The sequence below is a fragment of the Bacillus sp. 1A genome (assembly GCF_052682215.1).
In genome coordinates this window covers 3,477,793-3,501,000 of the sequence record NZ_JBQYLZ010000001.1, presented here as the reverse complement: position 1 = coordinate 3,501,000, position 23,208 = coordinate 3,477,793, and the positions used below count along the sequence as shown (strand labels likewise).

General features: G+C 34.8%; 28 protein-coding genes and 1 pseudogene. 8 read left to right on the top strand and 21 right to left on the bottom strand.

Annotated elements, in window-relative coordinates; translation table 11 throughout:
* The first annotated feature begins 7 nt into the window (after positions 1–7).
* Positions 8–391, top strand: coding sequence for an iron-sulfur cluster biosynthesis family protein (locus tag ACUN0F_RS17875; protein WP_445539844.1), 384 nt, complete (start codon positions 8–10; stop codon positions 389–391).
* A gap of 12 nt (positions 392–403) precedes the next feature.
* Positions 404–571 (top strand): annotated as a pseudogene (locus ACUN0F_RS17870) (DNA alkylation repair protein); the annotation flags it as partial.
* A gap of 64 nt (positions 572–635) precedes the next feature.
* Here ACUN0F_RS17870 and ACUN0F_RS17865 read toward each other — a convergent pair.
* A complete protein-coding gene (locus tag ACUN0F_RS17865) occupies positions 636–1,112 on the bottom strand; it encodes a DUF2716 domain-containing protein (RefSeq protein ID WP_264462201.1) in 477 nt (158 codons plus the stop codon).
* 197 nt (positions 1,113–1,309) lie between these two features.
* On the opposite strand from ACUN0F_RS17865, the gene ACUN0F_RS17860 reads away from it, so the two are divergent.
* Positions 1,310–2,071: a class I SAM-dependent methyltransferase gene (locus ACUN0F_RS17860; protein WP_264462202.1), complete on the top strand. Its 762-nt coding sequence runs from the start codon at positions 1,310–1,312 to the stop codon at positions 2,069–2,071.
* Between the two features lie 49 nt (positions 2,072–2,120).
* Here the strand turns inward: ACUN0F_RS17860 and ACUN0F_RS17855 are convergent, their stop codons facing one another.
* The 3 genes from ACUN0F_RS17855 to ACUN0F_RS17845 form a co-directional block, all read right to left on the bottom strand.
* Positions 2,121–2,978, bottom strand: a complete 858-nt coding sequence (locus ACUN0F_RS17855) for a PhzF family phenazine biosynthesis protein (protein ID WP_264462203.1) — start codon at positions 2,976–2,978, stop codon at positions 2,121–2,123.
* Positions 2,979–3,025: 47 nt separating this feature from the next.
* Positions 3,026–3,193, bottom strand: a complete 168-nt coding sequence (locus ACUN0F_RS17850; protein WP_264462204.1) for a hypothetical protein — start codon at positions 3,191–3,193, stop codon at positions 3,026–3,028.
* A 103-nt stretch (positions 3,194–3,296) separates the two neighbouring features.
* Positions 3,297–3,821, bottom strand: coding sequence for an NUDIX hydrolase (locus tag ACUN0F_RS17845; RefSeq protein ID WP_445539843.1), 525 nt, complete (start codon positions 3,819–3,821; stop codon positions 3,297–3,299).
* A 156-nt stretch (positions 3,822–3,977) separates the two neighbouring features.
* On the opposite strand from ACUN0F_RS17845, the gene ACUN0F_RS17840 reads away from it, so the two are divergent.
* Positions 3,978–4,601, top strand: coding sequence for a cephalosporin hydroxylase family protein (locus ACUN0F_RS17840; RefSeq protein ID WP_264462250.1), 624 nt, complete (start codon positions 3,978–3,980; stop codon positions 4,599–4,601).
* A 183-nt stretch (positions 4,602–4,784) separates the two neighbouring features.
* On the opposite strand, the gene lepB (ACUN0F_RS17835) is transcribed toward ACUN0F_RS17840, so the two are convergent.
* Both lepB (ACUN0F_RS17835) and ACUN0F_RS17830 read right to left on the bottom strand, forming a co-directional pair.
* Positions 4,785–5,306, bottom strand: coding sequence for a signal peptidase I (gene lepB, locus ACUN0F_RS17835; RefSeq protein WP_445539842.1), 522 nt, complete (start codon positions 5,304–5,306; stop codon positions 4,785–4,787).
* 82 nt (positions 5,307–5,388) lie between these two features.
* Positions 5,389–7,542 carry a penicillin-binding transpeptidase domain-containing protein gene (locus tag ACUN0F_RS17830; protein WP_445539841.1) on the bottom strand — a complete coding sequence of 718 codons (2,154 nt, stop codon included), beginning with the start codon at positions 7,540–7,542 and terminating at the stop codon, positions 5,389–5,391.
* Positions 7,543–7,821: 279 nt separating this feature from the next.
* Between ACUN0F_RS17830 and ACUN0F_RS17825 the strand changes: the two genes are divergently transcribed.
* On the top strand, positions 7,822–8,403 hold the full coding sequence (locus ACUN0F_RS17825) for a hypothetical protein (RefSeq protein WP_445539840.1): 582 nt from the start codon (positions 7,822–7,824) through the stop codon (positions 8,401–8,403).
* Positions 8,404–8,457: 54 nt separating this feature from the next.
* Here the strand turns inward: ACUN0F_RS17825 and ACUN0F_RS17820 are convergent, their stop codons facing one another.
* From ACUN0F_RS17820 to ACUN0F_RS17785, 8 genes are all read right to left on the bottom strand, one after another.
* A complete protein-coding gene (locus ACUN0F_RS17820) occupies positions 8,458–9,186 on the bottom strand; it encodes an NAD-dependent protein deacylase (protein ID WP_445539839.1) in 729 nt (242 codons plus the stop codon).
* 75 nt (positions 9,187–9,261) lie between these two features.
* Complete coding sequence (pcp, locus tag ACUN0F_RS17815; protein WP_445539838.1) at positions 9,262–9,909, bottom strand: pyroglutamyl-peptidase I; 648 nt, start codon at positions 9,907–9,909, stop codon at positions 9,262–9,264.
* A gap of 16 nt (positions 9,910–9,925) precedes the next feature.
* Positions 9,926–10,888, bottom strand: a complete 963-nt coding sequence (locus ACUN0F_RS17810) for a DUF979 domain-containing protein (protein WP_445539837.1) — start codon at positions 10,886–10,888, stop codon at positions 9,926–9,928.
* A 1-nt stretch (position 10,889) separates the two neighbouring features.
* On the bottom strand, positions 10,890–11,585 hold the full coding sequence (locus ACUN0F_RS17805) for a DUF969 domain-containing protein (RefSeq protein WP_000593393.1): 696 nt from the start codon (positions 11,583–11,585) through the stop codon (positions 10,890–10,892).
* Between the two features lie 21 nt (positions 11,586–11,606).
* Positions 11,607–12,368, bottom strand: a complete 762-nt coding sequence (gene pxpA, locus ACUN0F_RS17800) for a 5-oxoprolinase subunit PxpA (RefSeq protein WP_327964085.1) — start codon at positions 12,366–12,368, stop codon at positions 11,607–11,609.
* An 18-nt stretch (positions 12,369–12,386) separates the two neighbouring features.
* Positions 12,387–13,376, bottom strand: coding sequence for a 5-oxoprolinase subunit C family protein (locus ACUN0F_RS17795; RefSeq protein WP_445539836.1), 990 nt, complete (start codon positions 13,374–13,376; stop codon positions 12,387–12,389).
* A complete protein-coding gene (pxpB, locus tag ACUN0F_RS17790) occupies positions 13,367–14,080 on the bottom strand; it encodes a 5-oxoprolinase subunit PxpB (RefSeq protein ID WP_264462211.1) in 714 nt (237 codons plus the stop codon). The genes ACUN0F_RS17795 and pxpB overlap by 10 nt, the downstream gene beginning before the upstream one ends.
* A 14-nt stretch (positions 14,081–14,094) precedes the next feature.
* Positions 14,095–14,847, bottom strand: coding sequence for an IclR family transcriptional regulator (locus tag ACUN0F_RS17785; RefSeq protein ID WP_264462212.1), 753 nt, complete (start codon positions 14,845–14,847; stop codon positions 14,095–14,097).
* A 252-nt stretch (positions 14,848–15,099) separates the two neighbouring features.
* Between ACUN0F_RS17785 and ACUN0F_RS17780 the strand changes: the two genes are divergently transcribed.
* Complete coding sequence (locus ACUN0F_RS17780; RefSeq protein ID WP_445539835.1) at positions 15,100–15,513, top strand: hypothetical protein; 414 nt, start codon at positions 15,100–15,102, stop codon at positions 15,511–15,513.
* Between the two features lie 49 nt (positions 15,514–15,562).
* Here ACUN0F_RS17780 and lepB (ACUN0F_RS17775) read toward each other — a convergent pair whose 3' ends face one another.
* The 4 genes from lepB (ACUN0F_RS17775) to ACUN0F_RS17760 all read right to left on the bottom strand — a co-directional run bounded on the left by lepB (ACUN0F_RS17775) (position 15,563) and on the right by ACUN0F_RS17760 (position 19,090).
* The gene (gene lepB, locus ACUN0F_RS17775; protein WP_264462214.1) at positions 15,563–16,114 is read right to left on the bottom strand and encodes a signal peptidase I; all 552 of its coding nucleotides are present in this window, start codon (positions 16,112–16,114) and stop codon (positions 15,563–15,565) included.
* A gap of 23 nt (positions 16,115–16,137) precedes the next feature.
* On the bottom strand, positions 16,138–16,815 hold the full coding sequence (locus ACUN0F_RS17770; RefSeq protein ID WP_445539834.1) for a copper homeostasis protein CutC: 678 nt from the start codon (positions 16,813–16,815) through the stop codon (positions 16,138–16,140).
* A 196-nt stretch (positions 16,816–17,011) separates the two neighbouring features.
* Positions 17,012–18,142: a stage II sporulation protein P gene (gene spoIIP, locus ACUN0F_RS17765; protein WP_264462216.1), complete on the bottom strand. Its 1,131-nt coding sequence runs from the start codon at positions 18,140–18,142 to the stop codon at positions 17,012–17,014.
* 219 nt (positions 18,143–18,361) lie between these two features.
* Complete coding sequence (locus tag ACUN0F_RS17760; RefSeq protein ID WP_264462217.1) at positions 18,362–19,090, bottom strand: ArsR/SmtB family transcription factor; 729 nt, start codon at positions 19,088–19,090, stop codon at positions 18,362–18,364.
* Positions 19,091–19,159: 69 nt separating this feature from the next.
* Between ACUN0F_RS17760 and ACUN0F_RS17755 the strand changes: the two genes are divergently transcribed.
* Together ACUN0F_RS17755 and ACUN0F_RS17750 are read left to right on the top strand one after the other, a co-directional pair.
* Complete coding sequence (locus tag ACUN0F_RS17755; protein WP_264462218.1) at positions 19,160–19,630, top strand: DinB family protein; 471 nt, start codon at positions 19,160–19,162, stop codon at positions 19,628–19,630.
* A 139-nt stretch (positions 19,631–19,769) separates the two neighbouring features.
* Positions 19,770–20,129: a nuclear transport factor 2 family protein gene (locus ACUN0F_RS17750; protein WP_264462219.1), complete on the top strand. Its 360-nt coding sequence runs from the start codon at positions 19,770–19,772 to the stop codon at positions 20,127–20,129.
* Positions 20,130–20,265: 136 nt separating this feature from the next.
* On the opposite strand, the gene ACUN0F_RS17745 is transcribed toward ACUN0F_RS17750, so the two are convergent.
* From ACUN0F_RS17745 to ACUN0F_RS17735, 3 genes are all read right to left on the bottom strand, one after another.
* Entirely contained in the window at positions 20,266–21,414 is a 1,149-nt protein-coding gene (locus ACUN0F_RS17745; RefSeq protein WP_264462220.1) for an acyl-CoA dehydrogenase family protein, read from the bottom strand.
* A 153-nt stretch (positions 21,415–21,567) separates the two neighbouring features.
* Complete coding sequence (locus tag ACUN0F_RS17740) at positions 21,568–22,200, bottom strand: YdcF family protein (RefSeq protein ID WP_000662231.1); 633 nt, start codon at positions 22,198–22,200, stop codon at positions 21,568–21,570.
* Between the two features lie 330 nt (positions 22,201–22,530).
* On the bottom strand, positions 22,531–23,118 hold the full coding sequence (locus tag ACUN0F_RS17735; protein WP_264462221.1) for a GNAT family N-acetyltransferase: 588 nt from the start codon (positions 23,116–23,118) through the stop codon (positions 22,531–22,533).
* Positions 23,119–23,208: the final 90 nt, after the last annotated feature.

The window sequence follows — 23,208 nt, the reverse complement described above, 5'->3', positions numbered from 1 at the left end:
AACAAATATGTTTGCTCGTTTTTTATTCCAATGCTTCTCCCTTCCCTATTCCTCCTGTTTTTGCAATAATAAAGGAAATATACATAAAGACATTCGCATTACTGATGAAGCAAAAGCAGCTATACATAGATTAGAACGTGAAGACAAAAAAATCATTCGCATTAGAGGAACAATGACAAACTCTTGCAGTATTTTCGTTGATGTTGATTTAATTTGGGATACATATGATGCAGATGATGTTGTATATGAAGATGCTGATTTTATTGTACAAATGGATTCATTTACGAAAGACTACACTGGTGATACGGTGACACTTGATTATAAAACGACAGGTTTTAGTATTACGACTCCGAGTGAGACTTTAGTTTATGGGTTGTCGATTAAAAAATAAAATTTGTTTTTATCAGTAGCCAATCATATTAACGACATTAAGAAAGAAGATAAAGAACTCTTTTTTCAATGGTTGCAGCAGTTACGTGATAAACAACATCCGATTAACCCTTGGATTATAAAACATGGGTTAAGAACGGTGATAAAAAGTGATGCTTTGCCAAAAGTTTTTTCTTTTTAAGTATTTTAAAGAAAACCGCTTATGCTTCAAAAATGAAATATAAACGGTTTTCCTCTTTCAACCATTACCCTTGCCTTAAAATATTTCGAAACATTTCCGGCTTATTTCGTTCAAAGCTTTCTATAAGTTCTTTTCCAAATATCGTTATACTCTCTTCCCAAGGTTGGCCTAAATAGCCCCACTTAAAGTCTTTCTGAATAAAGAAGTAGTAATCTCCATTTGGAAATACAGGTATCATCCACTCATCAAATTCATTTCTTTCAAACTCTACATGTGGATTCACCCAATAACACTCATGTTGCCAATCCAGTGCCATGATATATTCATTCGATGCTGTAATTTCTTGAAAAGCTTGTAACGCTTTACTTTCCAGATCGTTTATCGACTCCCCAAAGTAATGAGAAATATTATATGTAACAAAAGGACTTGGCACCATAAATGATGGAAATATAGAAACACTTGGTGAAAAATCAAGTTCACTATATATCTTGTCCCAAATTTGATCATTCTCTTTGTCCGTAAACTCTATCCAGTTTTCCATTAAACAACTACCTTCCCTACTAACTTCAAAGGATTTCCACTCGATTATCCCGAATATATAAATAACCATTCTCACAAGGAGCGAATTTATATGAATCTATTCGAACATGAAACGTAAAACCGTTCCATTTTAATAAGAGGTCCTCCTTTTTTCTTTTCTCATCATATCATTTACTTACAAAATAGGAGGATACAATTATGAAACGTGATCCATTATTTTTAACTTTATTAGAAAGTGCTAATACAAATTTTAGCGGCTGGGATTTTTCTTTCATTTCAGAAACTGGTCGAATGAAGAGCGAGCCTTTATCGTGGTCGTACGGCAGCACTGCTTTTCAACTTATGCAGCATACAGAATCAATGCTCGATATGGGCACTGGCGGCGGAGAATTTTTATCTATGTTACAACCGTTCCCATCAACTATTTTTGCGACTGAGGGCTATGCTCCAAACGTGCCAATTGCTCGGAAGAAATTAGAACCTTTAGGGGTTACAGTTATAGAGGTAACGGATGATACTGCTTTACCATTTCAAGATGGTCAGTTTGATTTAATGATAAATCAGCATGAATCATATGCTGCCTCTGAGGTAAACAGAATCCTTTCTCCAAATGGAATTTTCCTTACACAACAAGTTGGTGGTCTCGATTGTGCGGAACTAAATGAGCAGTTTAGCCCGCCGCTAAATAGCGAATTTGCAAGTTGGTCGCTTGAAACGGCATGTAGTCAGTTAGAGGAAAATGGATTTACTATTTTAGAAGCAAAAGAAGAGTTCCCTTTTCAACGTTTTTATGACATTGGTGCGATCGTCTATTATTTAAAAGCAGTTCCGTGGCAAATTCCTGATTTTACTGTCGAAGGTTACTATGAGGAATTATATCGTATACATGAGATCATCTTGCAAAAAGGATATTTTGATGTGAAGCAACATCGTTTTATGATTAAAGCGATTCGCGGTTAATCATGGAGCATATGAAAAAGAGATGGATCTACCATCTCTTTTTTTATTTTCACTCAATATTTTCTATATTTAAACACTTCGTTTCACAGTAATAGCCTTTGCCACCAACATAAACTTTTTCTATTTTATTCTCGCTATCGGTTGCTAATTTAACTAATATTTCGGAAGGCGAGTGTAAAGAATAACCTTGTTCAAATACATAAACTTCTTTTTGTAAGTAGCGCTGTTCATAAAGGTAGCAAGCTAATGCACCGTTTGAAGTTCCAGTCGCTGCTTCTTCATTGATATCGTATAGCGGAGCAAAGTTTCTGCATATAATTCGATTCTCATTAAAAGTATATAGATGCATCCCGACAACATTATAATACTTGCTGATTTCTTTAATTTTTTCAAAATTAGGTTGCATTATATGTAATTGTGTTTCGCTTTTTATAGGAATTAAAATATCTTTTAAGCCCGTGGAGACAATTTGAATTGGGTATGTATTGTCTATATCTTTAATGTCAAAGCAGTCGATAAACTCATTTGGAGATATAACATCATAGAATATCGGTTCGTTTTGTTCCATGAATATGATGTCATCTTTTATGGTAATAGTAAGAACACCGCTGTTCGTTTCAATCGTATAGCGATTCTTGAAAAGTTTATTTACATGCATCAGTATCGCGAAAGAGCCAATTGTGGCATGACCACATAAATCAACTTCCTCTTTTGGTGTAAAATACTCAAATTTATAATCAGCAATTTCGGACTCTGATATAAATGCAGTTTCCGCATAGCCCAGTTGTTTGGCTATTGCCATTTTTTGAGTAGTGGTCAATGTATTCTCCATAAATACCACTCCTGCTTTATTTCCCCCTTTATGATCCTTACTAAATGCACTTGCAACATAAACAGATATTTTCATAAGACACCTTCCTTCCTCACTTATAGTAAATTGTAGCATATAAAGTACTACTCATACGCATTTATATAACCACCATCTTTCATTACATTTGAATAGGAAACAAGATAATCTACTTTTTGAATGTCTTGCAGTTTTTTATCACTTTTCAAACTAGCTACAAAAAGGAGCATCGTACATATGACGATTATGCCTAATGAAATATATTTCTGGAACATTTCATCATCTCGCATATAAAATGAAAGCAATCAACATAATAATGCTGATTGCTCTATAAAATATTATCTATTAGAGTATAAGATTGATTGTTTCCATATTTTTCTATTGAGAAACAAGTTGTTTTTCATACCGTTTGTTCACATCATCTTCCATTAAACATGCAGTTGTGTAATGAATAATATTCCGGTTATCATATGTGAATATATGTTCCAACTTATTTTCTTCTTTTAATATTATCGGTAAGTATTTTTGTAAATTGCTAACTACACCTCTATTATCATAATTCAATATCCAATCAATTTCTTTCCATTCTAATAATCCTTCCGCCGTACTTAATGGTGTATTCATATGTACTCCATCTTGTAAATCAGCAAGAAACACATACATTCCCTCATTATGCCTAGACTCGTCTTTATCTTTAAAAATAACATTCCCCTTATATGTTACACTTGGAAGCTCTATTCCCGTTTCCTCAAGCGTTTCTCTAATAATTCCTTCATATGGCGTTTCATTCTCTTCTATTTTTCCTCCGACACCATTCCACATTCCCATATTTGGCTTTTTATTTCTATTCAATAAAAGTATTTCATTTCCTTTTCTAATGAAACAAATTGTGTATTTGTACATCCGTCCATTTCCTTTCATTTACACATGAGTTATTTAGCTTATTTTTAAGTAAAAACACTCGCCTTACAATTCCTTACTACATAATATATAGTACAACTTTCATACGTAAGCACTTTACGTAAAGCGAAAGAATCCTTTTTAGAAAGGAGAATTAACATCGATACTATAAGCAATAAATTTCTAAAACTTTATTACGACAGCAACGTTTGGTTACATGATACACACTGGCTCGGGGTTCCAATCTGTAAACTTCCCTCTGACCTTTTTTTGTACCAAGAGATCATTCACGAATTAAAACCCGATTTAATTATTGAATGTGGAACGTTCTATGGTGGTAGCGCACTATATTTAGCTTCTATGTTAGATTTAATTGGAAAAGGTCATGTACTTACTATCGATATATTCCCTCAACCAAATCGTCCATCTCATGACCGAATTACGTATGTAACAGCTTCTTCTGTTTCTGTACAGGCCGTCCAAACAATTTTAAGTATGCGCAAACCTGATGATGTGATTTTAGTTATTTTAGATTCTGATCATAGTAAAGAGCATGTCTCAAAAGAACTTTTACTTTACAAATCTATTGTAACAAAAGGCAGTTACTTGATTGTAGAAGATACAAGTATTAATGGTAATCCCCTCTCTCCCGATTGGGGCCCTGGCCCAATGGAAGCTGTAGAAGAGTTTTTAGCTAAAAACAACAACTTCATAATCGATGAATCTAAACATAAGTTCTTCATATCATTTAACCCAAAAGGTTTTTTAAAGAAGATAAAGTGAAACTTTAATACGTGGGAAGGTTCATCCCCCACGTATTATTAGTTGAACCAATCGGGCTTTTACGGGCAGTTGATCTCCCACCTAACTCCTTTGCATAGCTAAATTTTGAGGTGGGGGTCTTACTGCCCGGCAAATAGCGGGGTAAAGTGAAACTTTAATAAGTGGGGTTGTATATAACCCCACTTATTCTATGATCTTCATTTTTGAAAAAGGATAATATACAAATGCTACTTTGCCTATTATATTATCTTCTTCAATATATCCTAAGCCGTTTCGACTATCTCTACTAAGTTCACGATTATCTCCCATTACAAATAACTTATTTGGCGGGATTTTTGTCTTTTGAAAATTATAAAACACTTGCGTATTATTGAATAAATCTTTATTTGTATATGGTTCTTCTTGCTTTTTATCATTCACATATACTGATCCATTCGTTATGTTAATTACGTCACCAGGAAGTCCTATTACTCGTTTTACATAATATTTCGACTCATCCTCTTCCTTTATAATGACAATTTCTCCGTGCTCTAAATTAGAAAAATGTACTGCTGCTTTATTTACAAATACGTAGTCTTCTTCATATAAAGTCGGTTGCATCGATTTCCCTTCCACTTTACATAAAGTAAAAGAATGATAGGCTACTACCAAAACAAACACGAAGAGTATGTATTTCTCCCAGCCTCTTTTAATCTCCTGTTTCATATCCATTCCCACCTTATTTAAACGCTTTTTAACTCAAAAAATATATCACTGCACAATATGTCTCCATGCAGTGATACTATTTTTACTGGGCCTTGTTCGGCTGTTCTACTGGGACTGGATTTCCACCCGCTCTTTTCGTTTTCAATTCAAAATACGCATCCAAAATCTCTTTACCAATCGCGGAATTAATTCCTGATTTGTCATCATTCACCCAAGGTACAACAACTGAAAAAGCTACTTCCGGATCAGCATCATATGGTGCATAACCGGCAAGAGTTAAATTATAACATTTTTTCCGGTTATTATTTTCATCTCTTCCAATATCACTTTCTCCACCGTATACAGTTTCAGCTGTTCCTGTTTTTCCAGCTGGTTTATATGGTAATCCTTTAAACGTTGCCGTACCTGTTCCGTCAGTTTCTTGAAAAACTCTTCTAAATCCTTCTTTTACATGATTAATGTATGAAGTGTCCATATCCACTCGATTTAAAATAACTGGTTCAATAGACCGAACAACTTTTCCAACATCCTCTGGTCTATGTGGTTGCTCTCTCACTTCTTGCACAATTTGTGGTTTCATTCGGTAGCCGCCGTTTGCAATTGTTGACATATATTGAGCAAGTTGAAGCGGCGTATATGTATCGTACTGTCCAATCGCGTAATCAAGTAAAAAACCAGGTATGTTATCCGTTCTACCCATTTGACCAATCGATTCATTCGGCAAGTCAATTCCAGTCGGTACCCCTAAGCCAAACTGTCTAAAGTAGTAGCGCATTTTATTAAATGTCTCTTTTTTAATATCTAACGGATTGTTTGGCACATAATTTATACCTGCCATTTTTAAAGCTGTATTAAACATATAAACGTTTGATGAAACTTGTAAAGCTCTTAAATCATCAATATCACCAAAGTCTTTCCACGATTTCTTCGGCTTAGTACTTCCTTTAAAATACATTGGTGCATCAAAGAAATGCGTATACGGCTTAATTGTTTCAGTTTGATATCCGGCTAATAACGTAGCCCCTTTCACAGTTGACCCTAACTCATAAGAACTTGTCATCGTTCCTAAAGCGAAGTCTTCTATTTGCATTCCGCCATCTTTATTTACAATTTTCTTTCCTGCCATTGATAAAATTTGGCCGTTTTTTGGGTTCATCATTACAACGAACGCGCGATCCATCATCGGCTCTGCAGAATGAAATGCTCGTAAATTCTTTTCAAGACTTTCCTCTACTTTTTTCTGTAACTCCATATCTACTGTTAACATTAAATTATTTCCACTTTTTCCTTCAGTCACTTTTTCCGTCCGAATAATATTTCCCGCTTTATCCGTAATATTTTTAGACTGTTCTTTCGTTCCATGTAATGCATCTTCGTACTGTTTCTCGATGTAACTCTTACCAATGCGATCATTTCGGTTATAATCACGCACTAAATAATAATCTAACTGTTCTCTCGGCAAGCCCTCATTTTCAGTAGAAACGCTACCAAGTATGGAACGAAGTATTTTATCATTTGGGTATTCACGTTCCCAATCCACTGTCGTATCCACTCCTGGCAAACTTGCCAATCTTTCACTTACGATTGCATATTCATTTTGACTTACATCTTTTTTAACAATTTGCGGCGTCATTTTATATCCCGCATTCATCCTACTTTTAATTGCTAGTACTTCTAAATCCTCTTTTGATAGTTCGCTTAATTCTTCTAGCGTAATTCTTTCACGGCGCAACTCTTCAACTTTTTTATCTAATTCTTTCCCTTCTATCTCTTGCTTCCTAAATGTACTCTCATCTTCTTTCGTCACTTTTTCTGCTGCTCGTTTTTCATTTAACTGCATCCAAAAATCTTTTTTATCTGTTTCTGTCAACTTATTTATATCTTCTGGCGACATTTCAATTAGCTGGGCTAAGTTTCTTGCTACTTGTAAAACTTCTTTCGAATCTACTCCTTTCATTTTCGTATATGTAACGGTTCGTAGCGGTTTGTTATTTACAATCACTTGACCTACCCGATCAAACATTTTCCCTCTAGGAACAGGTGTGCTTACCGTTACATCTTCCTTTTTGTTCACTTCATTTCTATACGTTTCTCCATCAATGATTTGTACTTTACCTAATTGAATTATAATAGCTGAAAATAAAAGAAAGACGATAAAAAATAGTACATTTAATCGAAAAGGAATATGAGTCTTTTTCTTTTTCGATTGTTTCTTCTGCTCCTTTTTCTGTCTCATTTCGCTCCCTCGCTTCATTCTATTAACATTTCTACATAGAACCATTATGTATCAAATTTATTTATATGATATATATAGAATTTTATATTAATTACTAAAGAAATAAAAGATTTAATTTTCAGTATTTTAATTTTATGACCTATTTATTACCATTCCCTTATTAAGGAATAACATGAATGTTATTCTAAAAGAAAGATTGTATTCCATTGTTTTTTCATACCATTCATTTACATTTATTTGTATACTAATAATAAAAGACATTACTAAGGAGAAAATGAAATGACAGACTCATTTACAATATATACCAATACGTCATATTGTTTAAACTTTATGATTTATATTCAAAATATGTATCTCAATCAAAAAGAGAAAAAAGGAGCTTTACGCTTTCCTTACATACCAAAAACATTACATTTCTCACCTGACTTTGAAACAAATTTCAAAGAATTATGGCATACACTTCGCAAACAAATTGCTAACGACAAATATGATTTACAAATTTTTTATGAAGAAAATCATATCTTTTATGAGAAGCTTTTTGACACTCATTTATGTAATGAGGAATCCTTCAAAGAGTTAACATGTAGTTTTAAAGTATGGTGGACTAGCGTTGCAGGTCAGCTTTCATTAGAATGGTCTGTAAGTGAGTATAGTCATCAACTTTACAATGATTTAGTTTTATACGTAAAACAAAACCAAATAGAACCTTTACAACAGCTACACATTAGCTTACTTTATGATGACTGTGTATTCGCTACAGATAATATTACTTCTTACTCTGCCATTTTACCTACGAAACACTTTTTTATAGGTTATAGGGATGTGGTTACTACATTATCGACATGTTTTCATAAGGCTTAAGTAGTGATTACCCAAATAAAAAACTGAGGTGAATACCTCAGTTTTTTCGATAACTTATTTAATTGAAGCTAACCCTTCAACAAATTCACCAATCTTATTTTGAAAAACAAAATCAAAGTTATATTCTTGCCCTGTTAACTCTTCATTTACTAAAATGGTCGTTGCCCCTATTTCCCTCTTTGCGATTTGCGGGAATGAAGCGACGGGTTGTACTTTTAATGACGTTCCCATAACGATAAGTACATCTGTTTCATATAAACGTGTTATCGCATTTTGATATTGCGGCAATGTATCTCCGTATAAAACAACGTCTGGATTTAAAATGAAATTACACTTTCCGCAGCGAGGCACTTCATGATCAATCATATACTGCAAATCATATCCCGCTTTACACTTCGGACAATGTGCTGTTTGAAGTGTTCCATGTAAATCAATGACATGCTTACTACCGCCTAATTGATGTAAACCGTCAATATTTTGCGTTAAAATCGTAATGTCTTTCCCTTGTTCTTCTAATTTAGCTAAAAAGCGATGGCCACGATTTGGTTTATATTGATGAAACGTATTAATTTGAAAGATTTCTTTATAATGCTTCCAAAATTCTTTCGGACTTCTATTATAATATCCTCTTGATAAATACATCTCCACATTCGCATCAGCATACAATCCATTTGCTGAACGGAAATCTGGGATACCACTTTCCGTACTTGCACCAGCGCCTGTTAACACTGTAATTTTCTTCGCTTTTTCTAAAATTGAACGCACTTCTTTAAATTGTTGCACAAAAATCACCTCTATGTATTTTCCTATACTTATTATACCAGTTGTTTACAGGAGGTGTCGTACGATTCGATTTATTTAATGCGTCGTACCCCCAATTTCAACAATATCCACATCAACTGTCGTCGTTACCTCAACTGCCAATTCTATCCCTTTACTAATCGTAGAAAGTGACATGCTCGGTTGGCCTGGATAGTTACTCGCTTGTTCTGGTAAGAACGGAATATGAATAAATCCGCCTTTTATTTTCTTATCGAGTTTCTCTAGTTCATGCATGAGACCGTAGAATAAATGATTACAAACGAATGTACCTGCTGTTTGTGAAACGGAAGCTGGTATACTTTCTTTTTGCAGTCTTTTTACAATTGCTTTCATCGGAAGTGTAGACCAATAGGCAGCTGGTCCTTCTTCTACAACCGGTACATCTACCGGCTGATTCCCTTCATTGTCAGCAATTCTTGCATCATCAACATTAATTGCGACACGCTCTATCGTAATATCTGGTCTGCCTCCAGCTTGTCCAATACATATAATCATTTCAGGGTTTAGTTCTTCTATATACTCTTTTAATACACTGATTGATTTTTGGAATACAGTTGGTACTTGTTTACTAATAATCTTGTACTCTCCAATTGTTTTTTCATGTAAACTTTTTGCTACTTCCCAAGCTGGGTTGATGCTTTCTCCGCCGAACGGATCAAATCCTGTTAATAATACTGTTTTCATAGTTTTACCCTCCTAATTAGAAACGATATACTAAGCCGTACATAATAAACATATTTATGATAAAGATTGAAAGAGCAATTGGTACTTGTGCTTTAATAACTGCATTTTTATCTTTTAATTCTAAAAGCATCGCCGGAACGATATTAAAGTTTGCTGCCATTGGCGTTAGTAGCGTTCCGCAATATCCAGCAAACATACCGAGCGCTGCCATAATCGCGGGGTTTCCTCCGTGCATTTGCACAATTAAAGGTAAACCAATTCCGCCAGTAATAACGGCAAATGCTGCGAATGCATTTCCCATTACGACTGTAAAGAGCATCATTCCTAAACAATACGCCATAACAGCAACGAACGGATACTCTGTCGGTAATACTTGGCCGACTAAATCAGAAACGACTTGGCCAACACCAGACTTCGCGAAAATACCGCCAAGTGCTGCTAACATTTGTGGTAAAATGACAGCCCAGCCGACAGCTTGTAATAGTCTGCTTCCTTCTTGAACAGGCGTTATTATTTTCGATTTCGTAATACGCATCGCCGCAATGAATGCAAGTAGTGCCCCAAGTGCTAATGCAACTAATGTGACTTTATCTGGATCAACAAGGGATACATTCCCCCATTTAATCTTCCCTAACGTTAACGTACCGATAATTGTAAAAATAGGAATTAATAGTGCAGGCATAAAAATTTTATTTTTTAATTTCTCCGCATGTTTCACACGTTCTTGTACTGGAACTTCTTTCTCCTCTGATTTTGTTACTTTATTTAATGAAGCTAACACGACCATAGCAAGCACAATACAACCAACGTAAAACGAAGGAATTACATTTCCAAATAAAAATGTAACTGCAAACAATGCCCAAAATAAGCTAGAACCAAATCGATTTGGATGCTCACGATCAAACGCAATACGAACAGCGATAAATGCAACGATTATACCTAATACATAATAGATTGTATCCATAGTTATGATGTTCATATTATATTGCCTCCTTCTCTTCTTTTCCTTCTGTCTTCATTGTTTTCTCTATATATTTATCAAACCTTCTAAACCTAATCCAGCTCACGATAAGTGCAGATATTGCAGTTGGAATACCCCAAAGTGCCATATCCCATACACCGACATGCATACCTACTGAATCGAAGAATCCTTTCATTAATAAAATGGCGCCAGTTGCGATAAAAATGTCTTCTCCGAAAAACCAAGCTGTATTTTCCGCAGCCGCTGCGTTTGCTTTAATCTTCTCTCTTAATTTTTCAGGAAGTTTACCGTATTTACCTTGCGCAGCCCCTTCTGCCATCGGTGCAACGAGCGGTCTTACTGTTTGCGCATGACCACCAATGTTCAGCCCCAGTGCTGCTGATGATTCTCTTATCGTAAAATATGACATTAATACTCTTCCAGTTGTTGCACCTTTAGATTTCGTTATAAGTGCTTCTGCTCTTTCTTTTAAACCGTAACGCTCTAAAATTCCGATTACCGGTAAAGTTAATATAATCGGCATAGACATATATCTATTTTCTATGAAAAATTTACCGAACATGCTGATCACATCATAAAAGCTTAACCCTGAAACCATACCAGTAACAATACCAGCAACCATAACGACTAATAGTGTATTTAGCCTAAATAAAAACCCAACCGCAACAAGTAGTATCCCGATTAATTTAATCATTCCAGCACTTCCCCCTATTTTTTATTTCGGTGCACAAATAGAAATACCATTAAGTTCGAATGTTCTGTATATTTTTTCCGCAAATTGGACTGCTTTCTCTCCATCACCATGTAAACAAATTGTTTGTGCTTGAACTGCTACTTTCTCTCCGCTCACCGCTCTTACATAGCCTTCTTTCACCATTTGAAGCACTTGCTTTATCGCTTCGTCTTCATTTTTTATGAGCGCATTTTCTTCTGTACGACTTGTCAACGTTCCATCTTGCTTATACGTACGATCTGCAAAAGCTTCTTGTACAAGAGTTACATTGTATTTTTCTGCAGCCTGTATAAACGCCTCGCTATTTGCTAATCCGTAAAGTAATAGAGTTGGATTCACATGAGAAATTGCCTTTGTGATTGCATTTGTAATTTCTAAATTAGTTGCTGCCATATTATATAAAGCACCGTGCGGTTTTACATGATGCATTTTCCCGCCTGCCGCTTTCACAAAAGCATCTAATGCACCGATTTGATATAAAACGTAATCGTATACTTCACTTGCTGAAACATTCATGTTTCTTCTTCCAAATCCGATTAAATCAGGAAAACCAGGATGCGCACCAATTGCTACGTTATGCTGCAGTGCCTTTTCGACCGTTTTCCTCATTACAGTCGGATCACCCGCATGAAAACCACAAGCAACGTTTATAGAGGAAACGAACGGAAGAATTTCATCATCATTCCCCATTTTATAAGCTCCAAAACCTTCTCCTAAATCACAGTTTAAATCGATTGTCGTCACGGTATTTCCCTCCTAATGTCAACTTCGTAAAGTGATGAATTTCTTTAATAGATTCATATTTACTTCTTGTTCTATGTACAATTGTTCCGCTTCTTCAAGCGTAATTTTCTCAAATGAAACATAGTCTCCCGGTTTTAACTGAGCAAGAAGTGGTAAATCTACTGAAATAATATTTCCCATTCTCGGATAGCCACCTGTCGTTTGCCTATCTGCCATTAATATAATCGGCTGTCCTCCATTAGGAACTTGAATGGTCCCAAATGTAACCGGACTCGATAAAATTTCTTTTTCTTCCACTCTATTTAAAACTTCTCCTTCAACTCTATAGCCCATACGGTCAGCGTAATTAGATACTTTATATTCTTTCGTAAAAAATGCCTGTATACTTTCTTCTGTAAATTGATCATATTCAAAATCAGTTATAACGCGAAGCTTAGGGTACTTCTTATACTTTGGCAGTACGCTTTTGCTAATTGCCCATTTCGTTTTGATTTGCTCCTCCTTTTGTAAGTCTTGAATGAAACGACTCGCTATTTCTGAGTGGGTACCAATTTGAAAATAATCTCCTTTTTTCAGCATTCTTCCCTCAATACCACCAATCGCAGCACGTATATAAGTACTTTTGCTTCCCATCGTATGATCAATATGTATACCACCTGCAAAAGTCACATACGCTCTGCAACCGTTTTTCACTTTCCCAAAACAAAGCATGCTACCTTCTTCCGCTAAAATGGGACGCCATAATGGAATACGCTTCCCATTCAGTAACGGCTCCATATTTGCTCCACCAATTGCGAGTAACGTCGTTTTCTTTATTAACAATTTCGGTCCCATAATCGTCATTTCGAGTCCCGCTTCATTCTCTTCATTACCGACTAACATATTGATCATCCGAAGTGCACTTTGATCCATAGCCCCGCCAACTGGTACACCGTATTGTTGATAATGAGATCGTCCTAAATCTTGGACTGTTGTAAACATTCCCGCATGCAAAACCTCTACATCCATTCTTTAGCCCCCTCAAGTGATACGTACTCTTCCTTCGTTATCGGGATAAATCGTAAATACATACCACTTTGAATATAGGTTGGTGTTTCTTCTTCTGGATTAAATAACGAAATAGGAGTTCGGCCGATAATATTCCATCCTCCTGGTGTTTCAAGCGGATAAATACCTGTTTGATTTCCGCCAATTCCTACTGAACCAGGAGCAATTTGTAACCGCGGTATTTCTTTTCTAGGTGTTTCTAGTTCTTTTGATAGTCCTCCTAAATACGGGAATCCTGGTGTAAATCCTAACATATACACAAAATATGTTGTTTCACTATGTATGCGAATCACATCTTCTACTTGTAAACCGTGATAATGTGCCACCTCTTCTAAATCAGGTCCATATTCGCCCCCGTAACAAACGGGTATAGAAATATGTTTCACATCTCGTTTCAGCTCTTCCTTATACGTATCTAATATTCCAGTTATGTATTGGCATACGTAATCATACGGTCTTATCTTTCTATCATTTCCCTTCCATACTTCATACAAATTGTAGTAAACGGCTAATGAAGTAAACGATGGAACGCATTCAATCATTCCTGCAAACGGATGTTGCTGCAGTGCTTGAAATAGTCGTTGCACTTTTTCGTAAGTATCCATCCCGATTTCTTCACCAAATGTAACAATAATTGCTTGATCCCCTAACGCAGAAAATTTCATCCCACTCCCTCTTTCTATGCCAAAAAGCCGAGTTCTTTCGAAATGCGATGTGCTGTTTCCTTCACCTTCGCAATAAAATATGAAATATTACTTTCGCTGTACTCAATTGCTAATCCTGAAATACTAATACCTGCTACAACCGTTCCATCGCTTGCAAAAATGGGCGCTGCTATAGCCGCTGTATGATTTTCTAACTCAGAGTAACTAATTGTGTGTCCTTCCTTTTTCGCCATTTGTAACACTTCTAGCAATTGTTCCTTATCCACAATTGTTCCATCTGCAAACTGTTTTAAATCTGTTTCCTCTATGTATTTCCGTTTCTCTTCCTCAGAGAAATACGAAAGTAAAATTCTCGGACATGCGCCAGCATAAAGCGGTGCTCTTCTTCCAACCGCTGTATACACTCGTACAGGCTGAACGCCTTCCATCTTTTCCACATAAATCGCGTCATTACCATCTTGAATAATTAAATTAACTGCCTGCCCTAAACTATTTCTAAGCTCTTTCATATATGGAATCGCAATATTTCTTACAGATAATCTTTGTGAAACAAGTTGACCGAACCGTAAAAATACGACTCCTAAATGATATTTCCCCTTTTCGTTTTTTTGTAAAAACTCCATTTCTTCTAACGATCCAATTAAACGATAAACAGATGTTTTCGGCATACTCGTAAGCTGAACCATCTCTGTTAAACTGAGCTCGTCATGCTCATAAAACAACTCTAAAATATCCATTGTTTTAACTGCCGTTTTATTTATACTCATTCTATCTCCCTCTTGTTCCGAATTTCGGAACTTAAATTCCGTTTTTCGAAACAAACATATAATTTAAAATTATAAAATATTCTTTTAATTCTATCAATATTTTTTTAAGTACATGACCCGATATATTTTGTCAGTAATGTAAAAAACATAAATAATTAAATGCATTTGTAAATTTTTACATCAAACGATTACATGCCCAATATATTTCAATTATTATTATATATGTAAAACAAAATATAAGGAGTGTTTCTTTTGAAAAAGCTACTAGTGATTCCTGCTATTATGTTGTCTGTTTGTATAGGTTATAATGTGACATTTGCGGCAGATGAAGGAACTAATATTAGCTCTCAAATTGATCAACGCCATGCAATAACTGACGGAAATGTTGCCTTTTTCGGATCAAGTATTTCTGGCTTTTACTACTCTCATGGAGATGACTTAAGCGTTCTTGTAAAAAATATTGGTGATTCTCCTTTTAGTTACACTTTATATAATGCTAAAGGTTCTTGGATGATTGACGGGACTTTAAAACCAGGGGAACAAGCGATAAGTGAATTTAGTATAAACTGGAGTGATTGGCTTCCTGAAGGTGAATACAAGATCAATTTTAGAAATAATGATGGTTCTCTTTCAAAAGTTCAAGTTATAGCCAAGCCAAACATATAAATAAGGTACAAAAAAAGTATGGAAGAATATTTCTTCCATACTTTTTGTTTTATAACGTTCTTACTTGTTTCAACGGCCAGAAAACAGCTTGGCCTTTTCCGACAATTTCATCTTCTGAAATAAATCCAAACATACGACCATCTTTAGAAACTTCACGATTATCCCCTAAAACAAACACTTGGCCTTCTGGCACTTTCGTTTTTCCTGTGATTTGTTCTAACGTAAAGTCTGGAGTTAATACACGGCCTGCTGCTTTTTCTTTAAACTCTTTTAAATATGGTTCTTCCATCGCTTTTCCGTTTACATATAAAACATCGTTTTTATACTCCACTGTATCGCCTGGTAAACCAACTACTCGTTTTACTAAATCGTACCCTTCTTTTCCGTGGAAGACGATAATATCAAAGCGATCTAATCCACTTATACTATAACCGATCTTATTCACTAGAACTCGTTCGTTATTTTCTAAAGTGGGCATCATCGATTCACCTTGTACTAATGAGGGTGTAAATAAAACACCGCGAATAATAGCAATTAGGACAAGGGTAAACCCTATCGTTTTAGCCCATGAGAATAATTCTTTCTTCGTATTTTCCTTCATCGTTTCTCCTCTTTCTTACGTGTTTATTGTATGATTTGAACTAATTCTTGCACTAAATTAAGATCAATTTCAGAAAAACATGATTTCCCTTCTCTTACCGCTGTACCGACATGAGCTTGCGAAATTCCAGTTTCATCTAGCAATTTCTTTATATTTTCTTTCGTCACACCAGCTCCAACTACAAGCTGAATTTGGCCATCACTTACCTTTTGCATATCTGTAAGCACTGGGATATTATCCACTATATTTCCTTGTCCACCTGAAGTTAAAACGTGAGTCACTTTATGAAACTTCTTTAAAGTTCTCATCGCTTCTACTGGATTTTCTATATCATCTATCGCACGGTGGTACGTTACATTTATTCCATCTACAACAGATAGTAAATCTGCTAGTTTCTCTTCATCCACTTCATTTTTTTCATTTAATACACCTAATACAACACCAGCTACTCCAAGATTTTGAGCAACTACAATATCCTCTTTCATCATTTCAATTTCTTCTTCCGTATATGTAAAAGACTTCGCATGCGGACGAATCATAACGTGAATCGGTATATGTACTGCTTCTACCGCTTTTTTAATAAAAGCATAACTCGGTGTTAAACCACCTTCTGTATAAGATGTAATTAATTCAATTCGCTTCCCGCCAGCTCGTTCAATTCGTTTCACATCTTCTAAACATGTTGCAATAACCTCTAGCATGAGATGACCTCTTTTCTTGCTTTTTTCTTATTATACAGTAGGTGAAATAAGAAGCATAGTATTCTCCTATAAAACTATAAAAAGAAGAATGAAAAGAAAGATTTTTTTCAACTAATACTATTTATTGGTAATTTTACATTCTACAAAAAAGGAGTAACCCCCTAGAATTTCTGACTAGGTGTCACTCCTTTTTATTTTAGTTATTTTTCTTAGTTACTTCATTATAATAGTGGCTAAATGCTTCTACTAATGCGTCAACGGAAGCATACAACTCTTCTGGTGTATTATCTACCCCTCCCATTTCAATAAGTAATGCATTGGGGGATAGATCTTGATTATATACTCCGTTTCCGCTTTTACGATCTTTAATAAAAATCCCTCGGCTTAAACCGTAATATTTTTCATCTAAATATGAATTTATTGCTGTTACTATTTTTTTATTTTTTTCAAAGTTAGGATTTTCTCGTCCTAAAATAAAATAGAGCCGAGCATAATTCTTTCCGTTAATATTTTTTGTTGTAGTATTTTTTCGCGCATCGTCCCTATGAAGGTCCATTGGAAACATAATATTTTTATCTTGTGCTAATTTATCTTGTAATATTTGACGGGATCCTTTGTAAGATTGGGCCCAATTTAAATTTTTATTTCGCAGAAAATCCCTCATATTTGTCGTATCATGTGAAACACCTATTCCTTTTTCTTCTAACTTTTGTTTTAAATAGTTTCCAACAAACGTAATATTCACTTCATTATTTGTACTAGAAGCATCATCGGGTATAGTGGCACCTGGAATGAGAGGAATAAACGACTCCCAACTATGTGTATGATAAATAAAAACCTTATTTTCACTGTTATTTTGTGTATTTGAATTGTTTTCTTTCTCACTCTTTGGGTGTTTTATAGCAGTACCTTTATTTTTAATATTCTCTAAAGGAACACTAGATTCTTCGGGAATGTTCGTATAATCCGTTCCCTCTCCAGCAATTAATATTTCCGAATAAAATTGATTCATATTAGGAAGTTCTCGAGTTAATAAACTTCGGAGATCATTTACATTAATATTTGTAGAAAGTGAAAGCAAAAAAGATTCCAAAGACGCTCGTCCTTTTTCTTTATGAAATTCTTCTGCAAAATAACGATTTTCACTTCCTATCATATACATAAGACCTTTAGTAGAATTCGTTCCCAATAACTGATTAATATAATACGATTTAAATACGTTTGAATTACTAGAAATGAAGAATGAAGTGAGAATACATATAATGGTGAATAAAATACATATCATTACATACTTTATATTAAATACTTTCAGTTTCACTTTATTCATTTTATATCTCCCTTCATTTACTATATTCTTACGCATAATTTTCAATGAATATGATTAATAATTTAATAGAACTGCCTCAAACTACTATGTTTTCATTTAACCTCTTTCCATAAAGCAAATGAGGTTAAAGTTGCCATATGCAAATATCATCAAAGATTTTAAAACAAATTAAATAACCTGAGTCTATATAAATATAGAACTCAGGTTATTTCATACTGTTTACTCGATAGGAGGCACTGCATTTTGATGGACTTTTTTATTTTCCATGTCAATGCCTAATTGGTCTTTCAATAACTTCATACCTTTTTTTGTAAGATGGACGGTTCTATTCTTATCCGTTTTTGTAATCCATTCCTGTTCAAAAAATAGTTTTGCTATCGCAGATCCTAACCAACCAGCAATATGGTAGCGTCGTTCACTCCAATCAAGACAAGGTTTTGCAAATACCCTCCTTTTTATATTTGCCTTATCAATATTTATTCCAAAATTCAGAAACCACAACTTACCTTGTTCCGTTACAATGTATTCTCCTTCTTCTAAAATTATAAATTCCCTATGTAGTAATTTTTCAGTTATCTCTACACCGAGTCTGCCTGCAAGATGATCATAGCAAGTTCGAGCATAACGAATTTGTTTTAGTTGATCCGATTGTTTTAAAGACCGAACTTGGACTGTTGGTGCAATTGTTCCTAACTTTTCAAGAACTTCTGCTACCTCTTGATTAGCAAGTCGATAGTAACGATGTCTACCATGTTGTTCAACTGTAAGTAGATTCCCCTCTACTAATTTAGAAAGATGAGAACTAATCGTTGGATGTGACACCTTTGCCATATAAGCCAATTCGCTAGCAGGTAGTGCCTGATTATTCATTAGACAATCTAAGATAATTGCTCTTGTAGGTTCAGCAATTAGTTTAGCTATATATGAGATATTCGGATATACATTCATATTTCGATGATACCCTAACTATTAAACTGATACAATTATTTTAAGTTTAAGAGTAAAGGAGAATGTATTATGAATGCAATTGATCTTAGTATATTAAATTTGAAAGAAACGAGAAGGCGCTCAGAAAAATTATGGAATTCTCTTCCCGATAATTTTCTTAATTGGAAACCTGATCATGAAGCTATGTCCTTTGGTGAGATGATTCGTCATGTATGGAGCTCAACTTTTTATTATCATATGATTTTAAAAAACAACGGCTCAATAAATGATATACATTTCCCGTATGATAATGAGCCAATTACTTGTGTAAAAAAAGAAATTGAATTGGCACAATCATACTTTACTGACTTTATAGAATATGTTCAATCCATAAGCATAGCTGAGCTAGATTCAACCCTTATTGATCGAAGCGATGTTGGCTATCAAAGATATTTAGGCGACATGCTATTAAGAATTGCCTATCATGATGCGGTCCATGCTGGTCAATTTTTACAATATTTACGAATGATAAACTTGGAAAGACCTTTAATTTGGGATTAAATATAACAAATGTTTACAAAGCTTCCAAACCGGCATTATAATAATACGCAACCAATTATCTAACTAGTCAAAATCCTTTTCATTAGTTAAAAAGAGCAGTTTAGTTGTTGTACGATAATTAATATATGGGGATGATTACGTGAAAAAGCACTCTGAATTAAAAAAGCATTTATGTGAACTGGAGGAAAAACTATTAGAACCTAAAACTCGTACAAATCCAGCAGAACTGGACAAATTACTTGCAGACGACTTCTTTGAGTTTGGAAGTTCGGGAAACGTTTGGTATAAGAAGGATTCTGTTGGTGGAGACGGACTTAGTGTGAGAGAAATGACTCTTTCTAATTTTGAAATATACCCTTTATCGAAGGATACTGTGTTGGCGACATATCTTGTAAGAGATGAAACTAGAATGCAGAATACTTTGCGAAGTTCCATTTGGAAACTGATAGATGGAAAATGGCAAATATTTTTCCATCAAGGAACACTTACAAAATCATGATAACCATTTATATTAAAAATCTACATCTCAATTTGGTACGTCGTACACATAAAAAGCACGTGTTCGATTACTAATCAAACACGTGCTTTCAAAACAACTATATTGTCCATAAACACTAAAATATAAGCTTTAAAAACTACGACCGAAACGCCGCATCCGCTAACATAGATAGTGTTGCATCATCCATCGGCGGATTGTGTAGTCCTGCTCTGACGTTTAAATAGTAACGGTGAAGCGGATTTTTTTCTGATAAACTTTTTGCTCCTACGATGCGCATTGATTTATCCACTATGGATATCGCCGCATTTGTTACGGCGTATTTCACTGCCGCTAATTCTGCTTGCAGTGACAGTTTATCTTCTGCCTCATCGTATTTTTTCGCAATTTGATATAAAAAGACGCGAGCTTGCATAAGCTCGAGTTCTAACTCTCCGACTAATCTTCTAACATTCGGTAATAAACTAATAGAATGGTTTAAACTATTTGGCTTGTATGATCCCGCAAACTGAACTGCATAATTTCTTGCTGATTGTGCAATTCCTAAATAACATGCTGGTATATGTAGCAACCAGCCAATACCCTTTTGTTTCACTTTCCCGCCCTTTACATCTGTAAAAAAGCGACTTTCTATCTCTACATTTTGTAAGACAAGGTCGTGACTAGCAGTCCCTCGCATCGCAACGCTATCCCACGTTTCTTCAATGGATACACCGAGCGTATTTCTCGGAATGACAAACTCGCCAACTTCTTCTCGACCTTCAATACTTGCTGAAATAATAAAATAATCAAGTATTGGCGCCATCGTTGTAAAGGTTTTCCTTCCATTTATAATCCACTTCTCGCCTTGTTGAACCGCTATCGTTTCTGGTTTTCCGCCACGCGTCGGACTCCCTGTTTTTGGCTCTGTTGCTGCCCTGTTAAAGAGCGCACCATTACTCACTTCTTCGCAAAACCATTTGAACATCTCATCATTCCAAGAGCGATTTTCCACTAGCTCTTTTACAATGCCAAGATGCCAGCCAATCGATAATGCAGTAGCTCCGCAGCCTTCCGCGATTTTCTCTTGAAATAAAACGAAGTCATATAAAGAAATCGCACTACCACCAAATTCCTTCGGTAACGTTAATTTCGTATATCCGATATCTTTCAAATCACTTATATTTTCATACGGAAATGATCCTAATTCACTTAGTTGATGCTCTCTTTCTATGAACTTCGGAATCAATTTATTTATTTGTTCAATAATGAAAGATTGTTCTTCTGTTTCAACAAATGAGAGTGCCATACTATAATCTCCTTTATGTTCGATTCATCAACCGCTCACTTTTTCATTATGATTATATGAAGCTACCTCTCTATTGTTTCACTATTCCGATAAAAATACAATGTTTTTGACCAATAAGAAAAGTTCCCATTTAAAATAGGTTCTTTTCTTATATTAGTCTCCCTTCAATGCCTTTAACGGCAAAGAGGTTACATATCCAATGTACGAGAATAATTCTTTAAAGAAGAATGGTATTTCTGTGTCTAACGTTTTATATGCTGATGTCGGCGTTGGTGAAGCATACGCTTCAATATTAATATGTTTTGCGATTCTCATTGCGCGTTTCATATGAAGTGGATCACTTACAATCGTGTATGTGCGTATTCCGTTCTCTATTCCAACTTCCTTCGCATTCTTTAAGTTTTCTTCTGTGAAAAGGGATTTTGTTTCAATTAAAATATCTTCCTCTTTTACACCTTGTTTCATTGCATATACTCTTGCAGTACGGGCTTCCTCAAGTTCTGCCTCGAACTTTGTACCACCTGTAAAAATAATCTTTTTAATATTTCCGTTCTTATATAAAGAAATCGCATGATTAATTCTTTCTTTAAATACAGGAGATGGTTTTCCGTTCCACGAAGCTGCTCCTAGTACGATACCAGCATCCGTTTTCACGCCATCATTTGTTTTAAAACGATAACTCCAAATATCATAAGCTGCATAACTTACATATAAAATAGCAGAACAAATCATTAGTAAAAATACTTGAAAGATTCGTCTTTTCTTACTCTTCTTATTTTCTTTCATTTGTAATTGCCTCCGTACATCATCCATACTTCTATAAAAAAACATTTATATCAAATCGTTTTGTTTGAGTTTATTTAAAAGAAGGAACTTTACTTGTTATTTATGTATAAAAGGGTTTTCATTTAAAATTGAGGATTATCAATTCATTTTTATTTGCGGTTTTCATTACATGTTTTAAATTCATAAGTTTATTACCATACAACTACATTGTAACGAATTTTTTCTCAGAAGGGAACGATGAAACAAAAGGAATTAAAATAAAGTAGCATTTTGTAAGAAAAAAGGTATATTTTTCTTACATCGCGAACAATATACCTTTCAAAACACGAATTATAACTTTTCTTTATACAACTCTAAATTTTCTAATAAACGTGCTTTCACAACTGGCCATTCACTTGCGATAATACTATACACAACTGCATCTCTCACATAACCACTTGGCAATTTTCTTTCATTTCTAAGCACGCCCTCTTTTACTGCACCTAACCTTTCAATTGCTCGTTGTGCCTTTTCGTTTCTTGCATCCGTCTTAATTTGTACTCTCAGCATACGTAATTTTTCAAAAGCATACTGGAGAAGCATGTACTTACACTCTGTATTTATACTCGTACGTTGCACACTTGGACGATACCAAGTCTGCCCTAACTCGACTGTCTTATTTTCTACTGAAATATTATATAGACGTGTACTTCCTACAATCGTATTCGTCTGTTGATCCACTACAACGAAAGGTATTTGAGTACCCTTCCCATAACCCTGTATCGCTTTTTGAACATATTGCTGCATATCTTGCGCACTATCCATTTTAGAAATTAAATACGCCCAAATATCCCGATTTCCTTCTACAATCGAAAACAAAGTTTCGACATCATCACTATCTATTAACCGTAACTTTGCTCTTTCATGAATTATTTCCATTTGTTCCCCTCCTCTTTTTTTACTATATCATACAAATAACATCTTATAATCTATATATCGTAAATTAACAAACATAAAAAACTCGCTTTT

What these genes read in the sequence shown, in the direction of transcription:
- ACUN0F_RS17770 (WP_445539834.1), bottom strand. Translation starts at nt 16,815, where the DNA reads ATGCTAGAGGTTATTGCAACATGTTTAGAAGATGTGAAACGAATTGAA.
- ACUN0F_RS17740 (WP_000662231.1), bottom strand. Translation starts at nt 22,200, where the DNA reads ATGAAAGAAAATAAGAAGAGTAAGAAAAGACGAATCTTTCAAGTATTT.
- pxpB (WP_264462211.1), bottom strand. Translation starts at nt 14,080, where the DNA reads ATGAAATTTTCTGCGTTAGGGGATCAAGCAATTATTGTTACATTTGGT.
- ACUN0F_RS17830 (WP_445539841.1), bottom strand. Translation starts at nt 7,542, where the DNA reads ATGAGACAGAAAAAGGAGCAGAAGAAACAATCGAAAAAGAAAAAGACT.
- ACUN0F_RS17860 (WP_264462202.1), top strand. Translation starts at nt 1,310, where the DNA reads ATGAAACGTGATCCATTATTTTTAACTTTATTAGAAAGTGCTAATACA.
- ACUN0F_RS17795 (WP_445539836.1), bottom strand. Translation starts at nt 13,376, where the DNA reads ATGGATGTAGAGGTTTTGCATGCGGGAATGTTTACAACAGTCCAAGAT.
- pcp (WP_445539838.1), bottom strand. Translation starts at nt 9,909, where the DNA reads ATGAAAACAGTATTATTAACAGGATTTGATCCGTTCGGCGGAGAAAGC.
- ACUN0F_RS17745 (WP_264462220.1), bottom strand. Translation starts at nt 21,414, where the DNA reads ATGGCACTCTCATTTGTTGAAACAGAAGAACAATCTTTCATTATTGAA.
- ACUN0F_RS17865 (WP_264462201.1), bottom strand. Translation starts at nt 1,112, where the DNA reads ATGGAAAACTGGATAGAGTTTACGGACAAAGAGAATGATCAAATTTGG.
- lepB (WP_264462214.1), bottom strand. Translation starts at nt 16,114, where the DNA reads ATGAAGGAAAATACGAAGAAAGAATTATTCTCATGGGCTAAAACGATA.
- ACUN0F_RS17845 (WP_445539843.1), bottom strand. Translation starts at nt 3,821, where the DNA reads ATGTACAAATACACAATTTGTTTCATTAGAAAAGGAAATGAAATACTT.
- ACUN0F_RS17855 (WP_264462203.1), bottom strand. Translation starts at nt 2,978, where the DNA reads ATGAAAATATCTGTTTATGTTGCAAGTGCATTTAGTAAGGATCATAAA.
- ACUN0F_RS17810 (WP_445539837.1), bottom strand. Translation starts at nt 10,888, where the DNA reads ATGAACATCATAACTATGGATACAATCTATTATGTATTAGGTATAATC.
- ACUN0F_RS17875 (WP_445539844.1), top strand. Translation starts at nt 8, where the DNA reads ATGTTTGCTCGTTTTTTATTCCAATGCTTCTCCCTTCCCTATTCCTCC.
- ACUN0F_RS17850 (WP_264462204.1), bottom strand. Translation starts at nt 3,193, where the DNA reads ATGTTCCAGAAATATATTTCATTAGGCATAATCGTCATATGTACGATG.
- ACUN0F_RS17755 (WP_264462218.1), top strand. Translation starts at nt 19,160, where the DNA reads ATGAATGCAATTGATCTTAGTATATTAAATTTGAAAGAAACGAGAAGG.
- lepB (WP_445539842.1), bottom strand. Translation starts at nt 5,306, where the DNA reads ATGAAACAGGAGATTAAAAGAGGCTGGGAGAAATACATACTCTTCGTG.
- ACUN0F_RS17785 (WP_264462212.1), bottom strand. Translation starts at nt 14,847, where the DNA reads ATGAGTATAAATAAAACGGCAGTTAAAACAATGGATATTTTAGAGTTG.
- ACUN0F_RS17805 (WP_000593393.1), bottom strand. Translation starts at nt 11,585, where the DNA reads ATGATTAAATTAATCGGGATACTACTTGTTGCGGTTGGGTTTTTATTT.
- ACUN0F_RS17825 (WP_445539840.1), top strand. Translation starts at nt 7,822, where the DNA reads ATGACAGACTCATTTACAATATATACCAATACGTCATATTGTTTAAAC.
- ACUN0F_RS17760 (WP_264462217.1), bottom strand. Translation starts at nt 19,090, where the DNA reads ATGAATGTATATCCGAATATCTCATATATAGCTAAACTAATTGCTGAA.
- ACUN0F_RS17735 (WP_264462221.1), bottom strand. Translation starts at nt 23,118, where the DNA reads ATGGAAATAATTCATGAAAGAGCAAAGTTACGGTTAATAGATAGTGAT.
- spoIIP (WP_264462216.1), bottom strand. Translation starts at nt 18,142, where the DNA reads ATGAATAAAGTGAAACTGAAAGTATTTAATATAAAGTATGTAATGATA.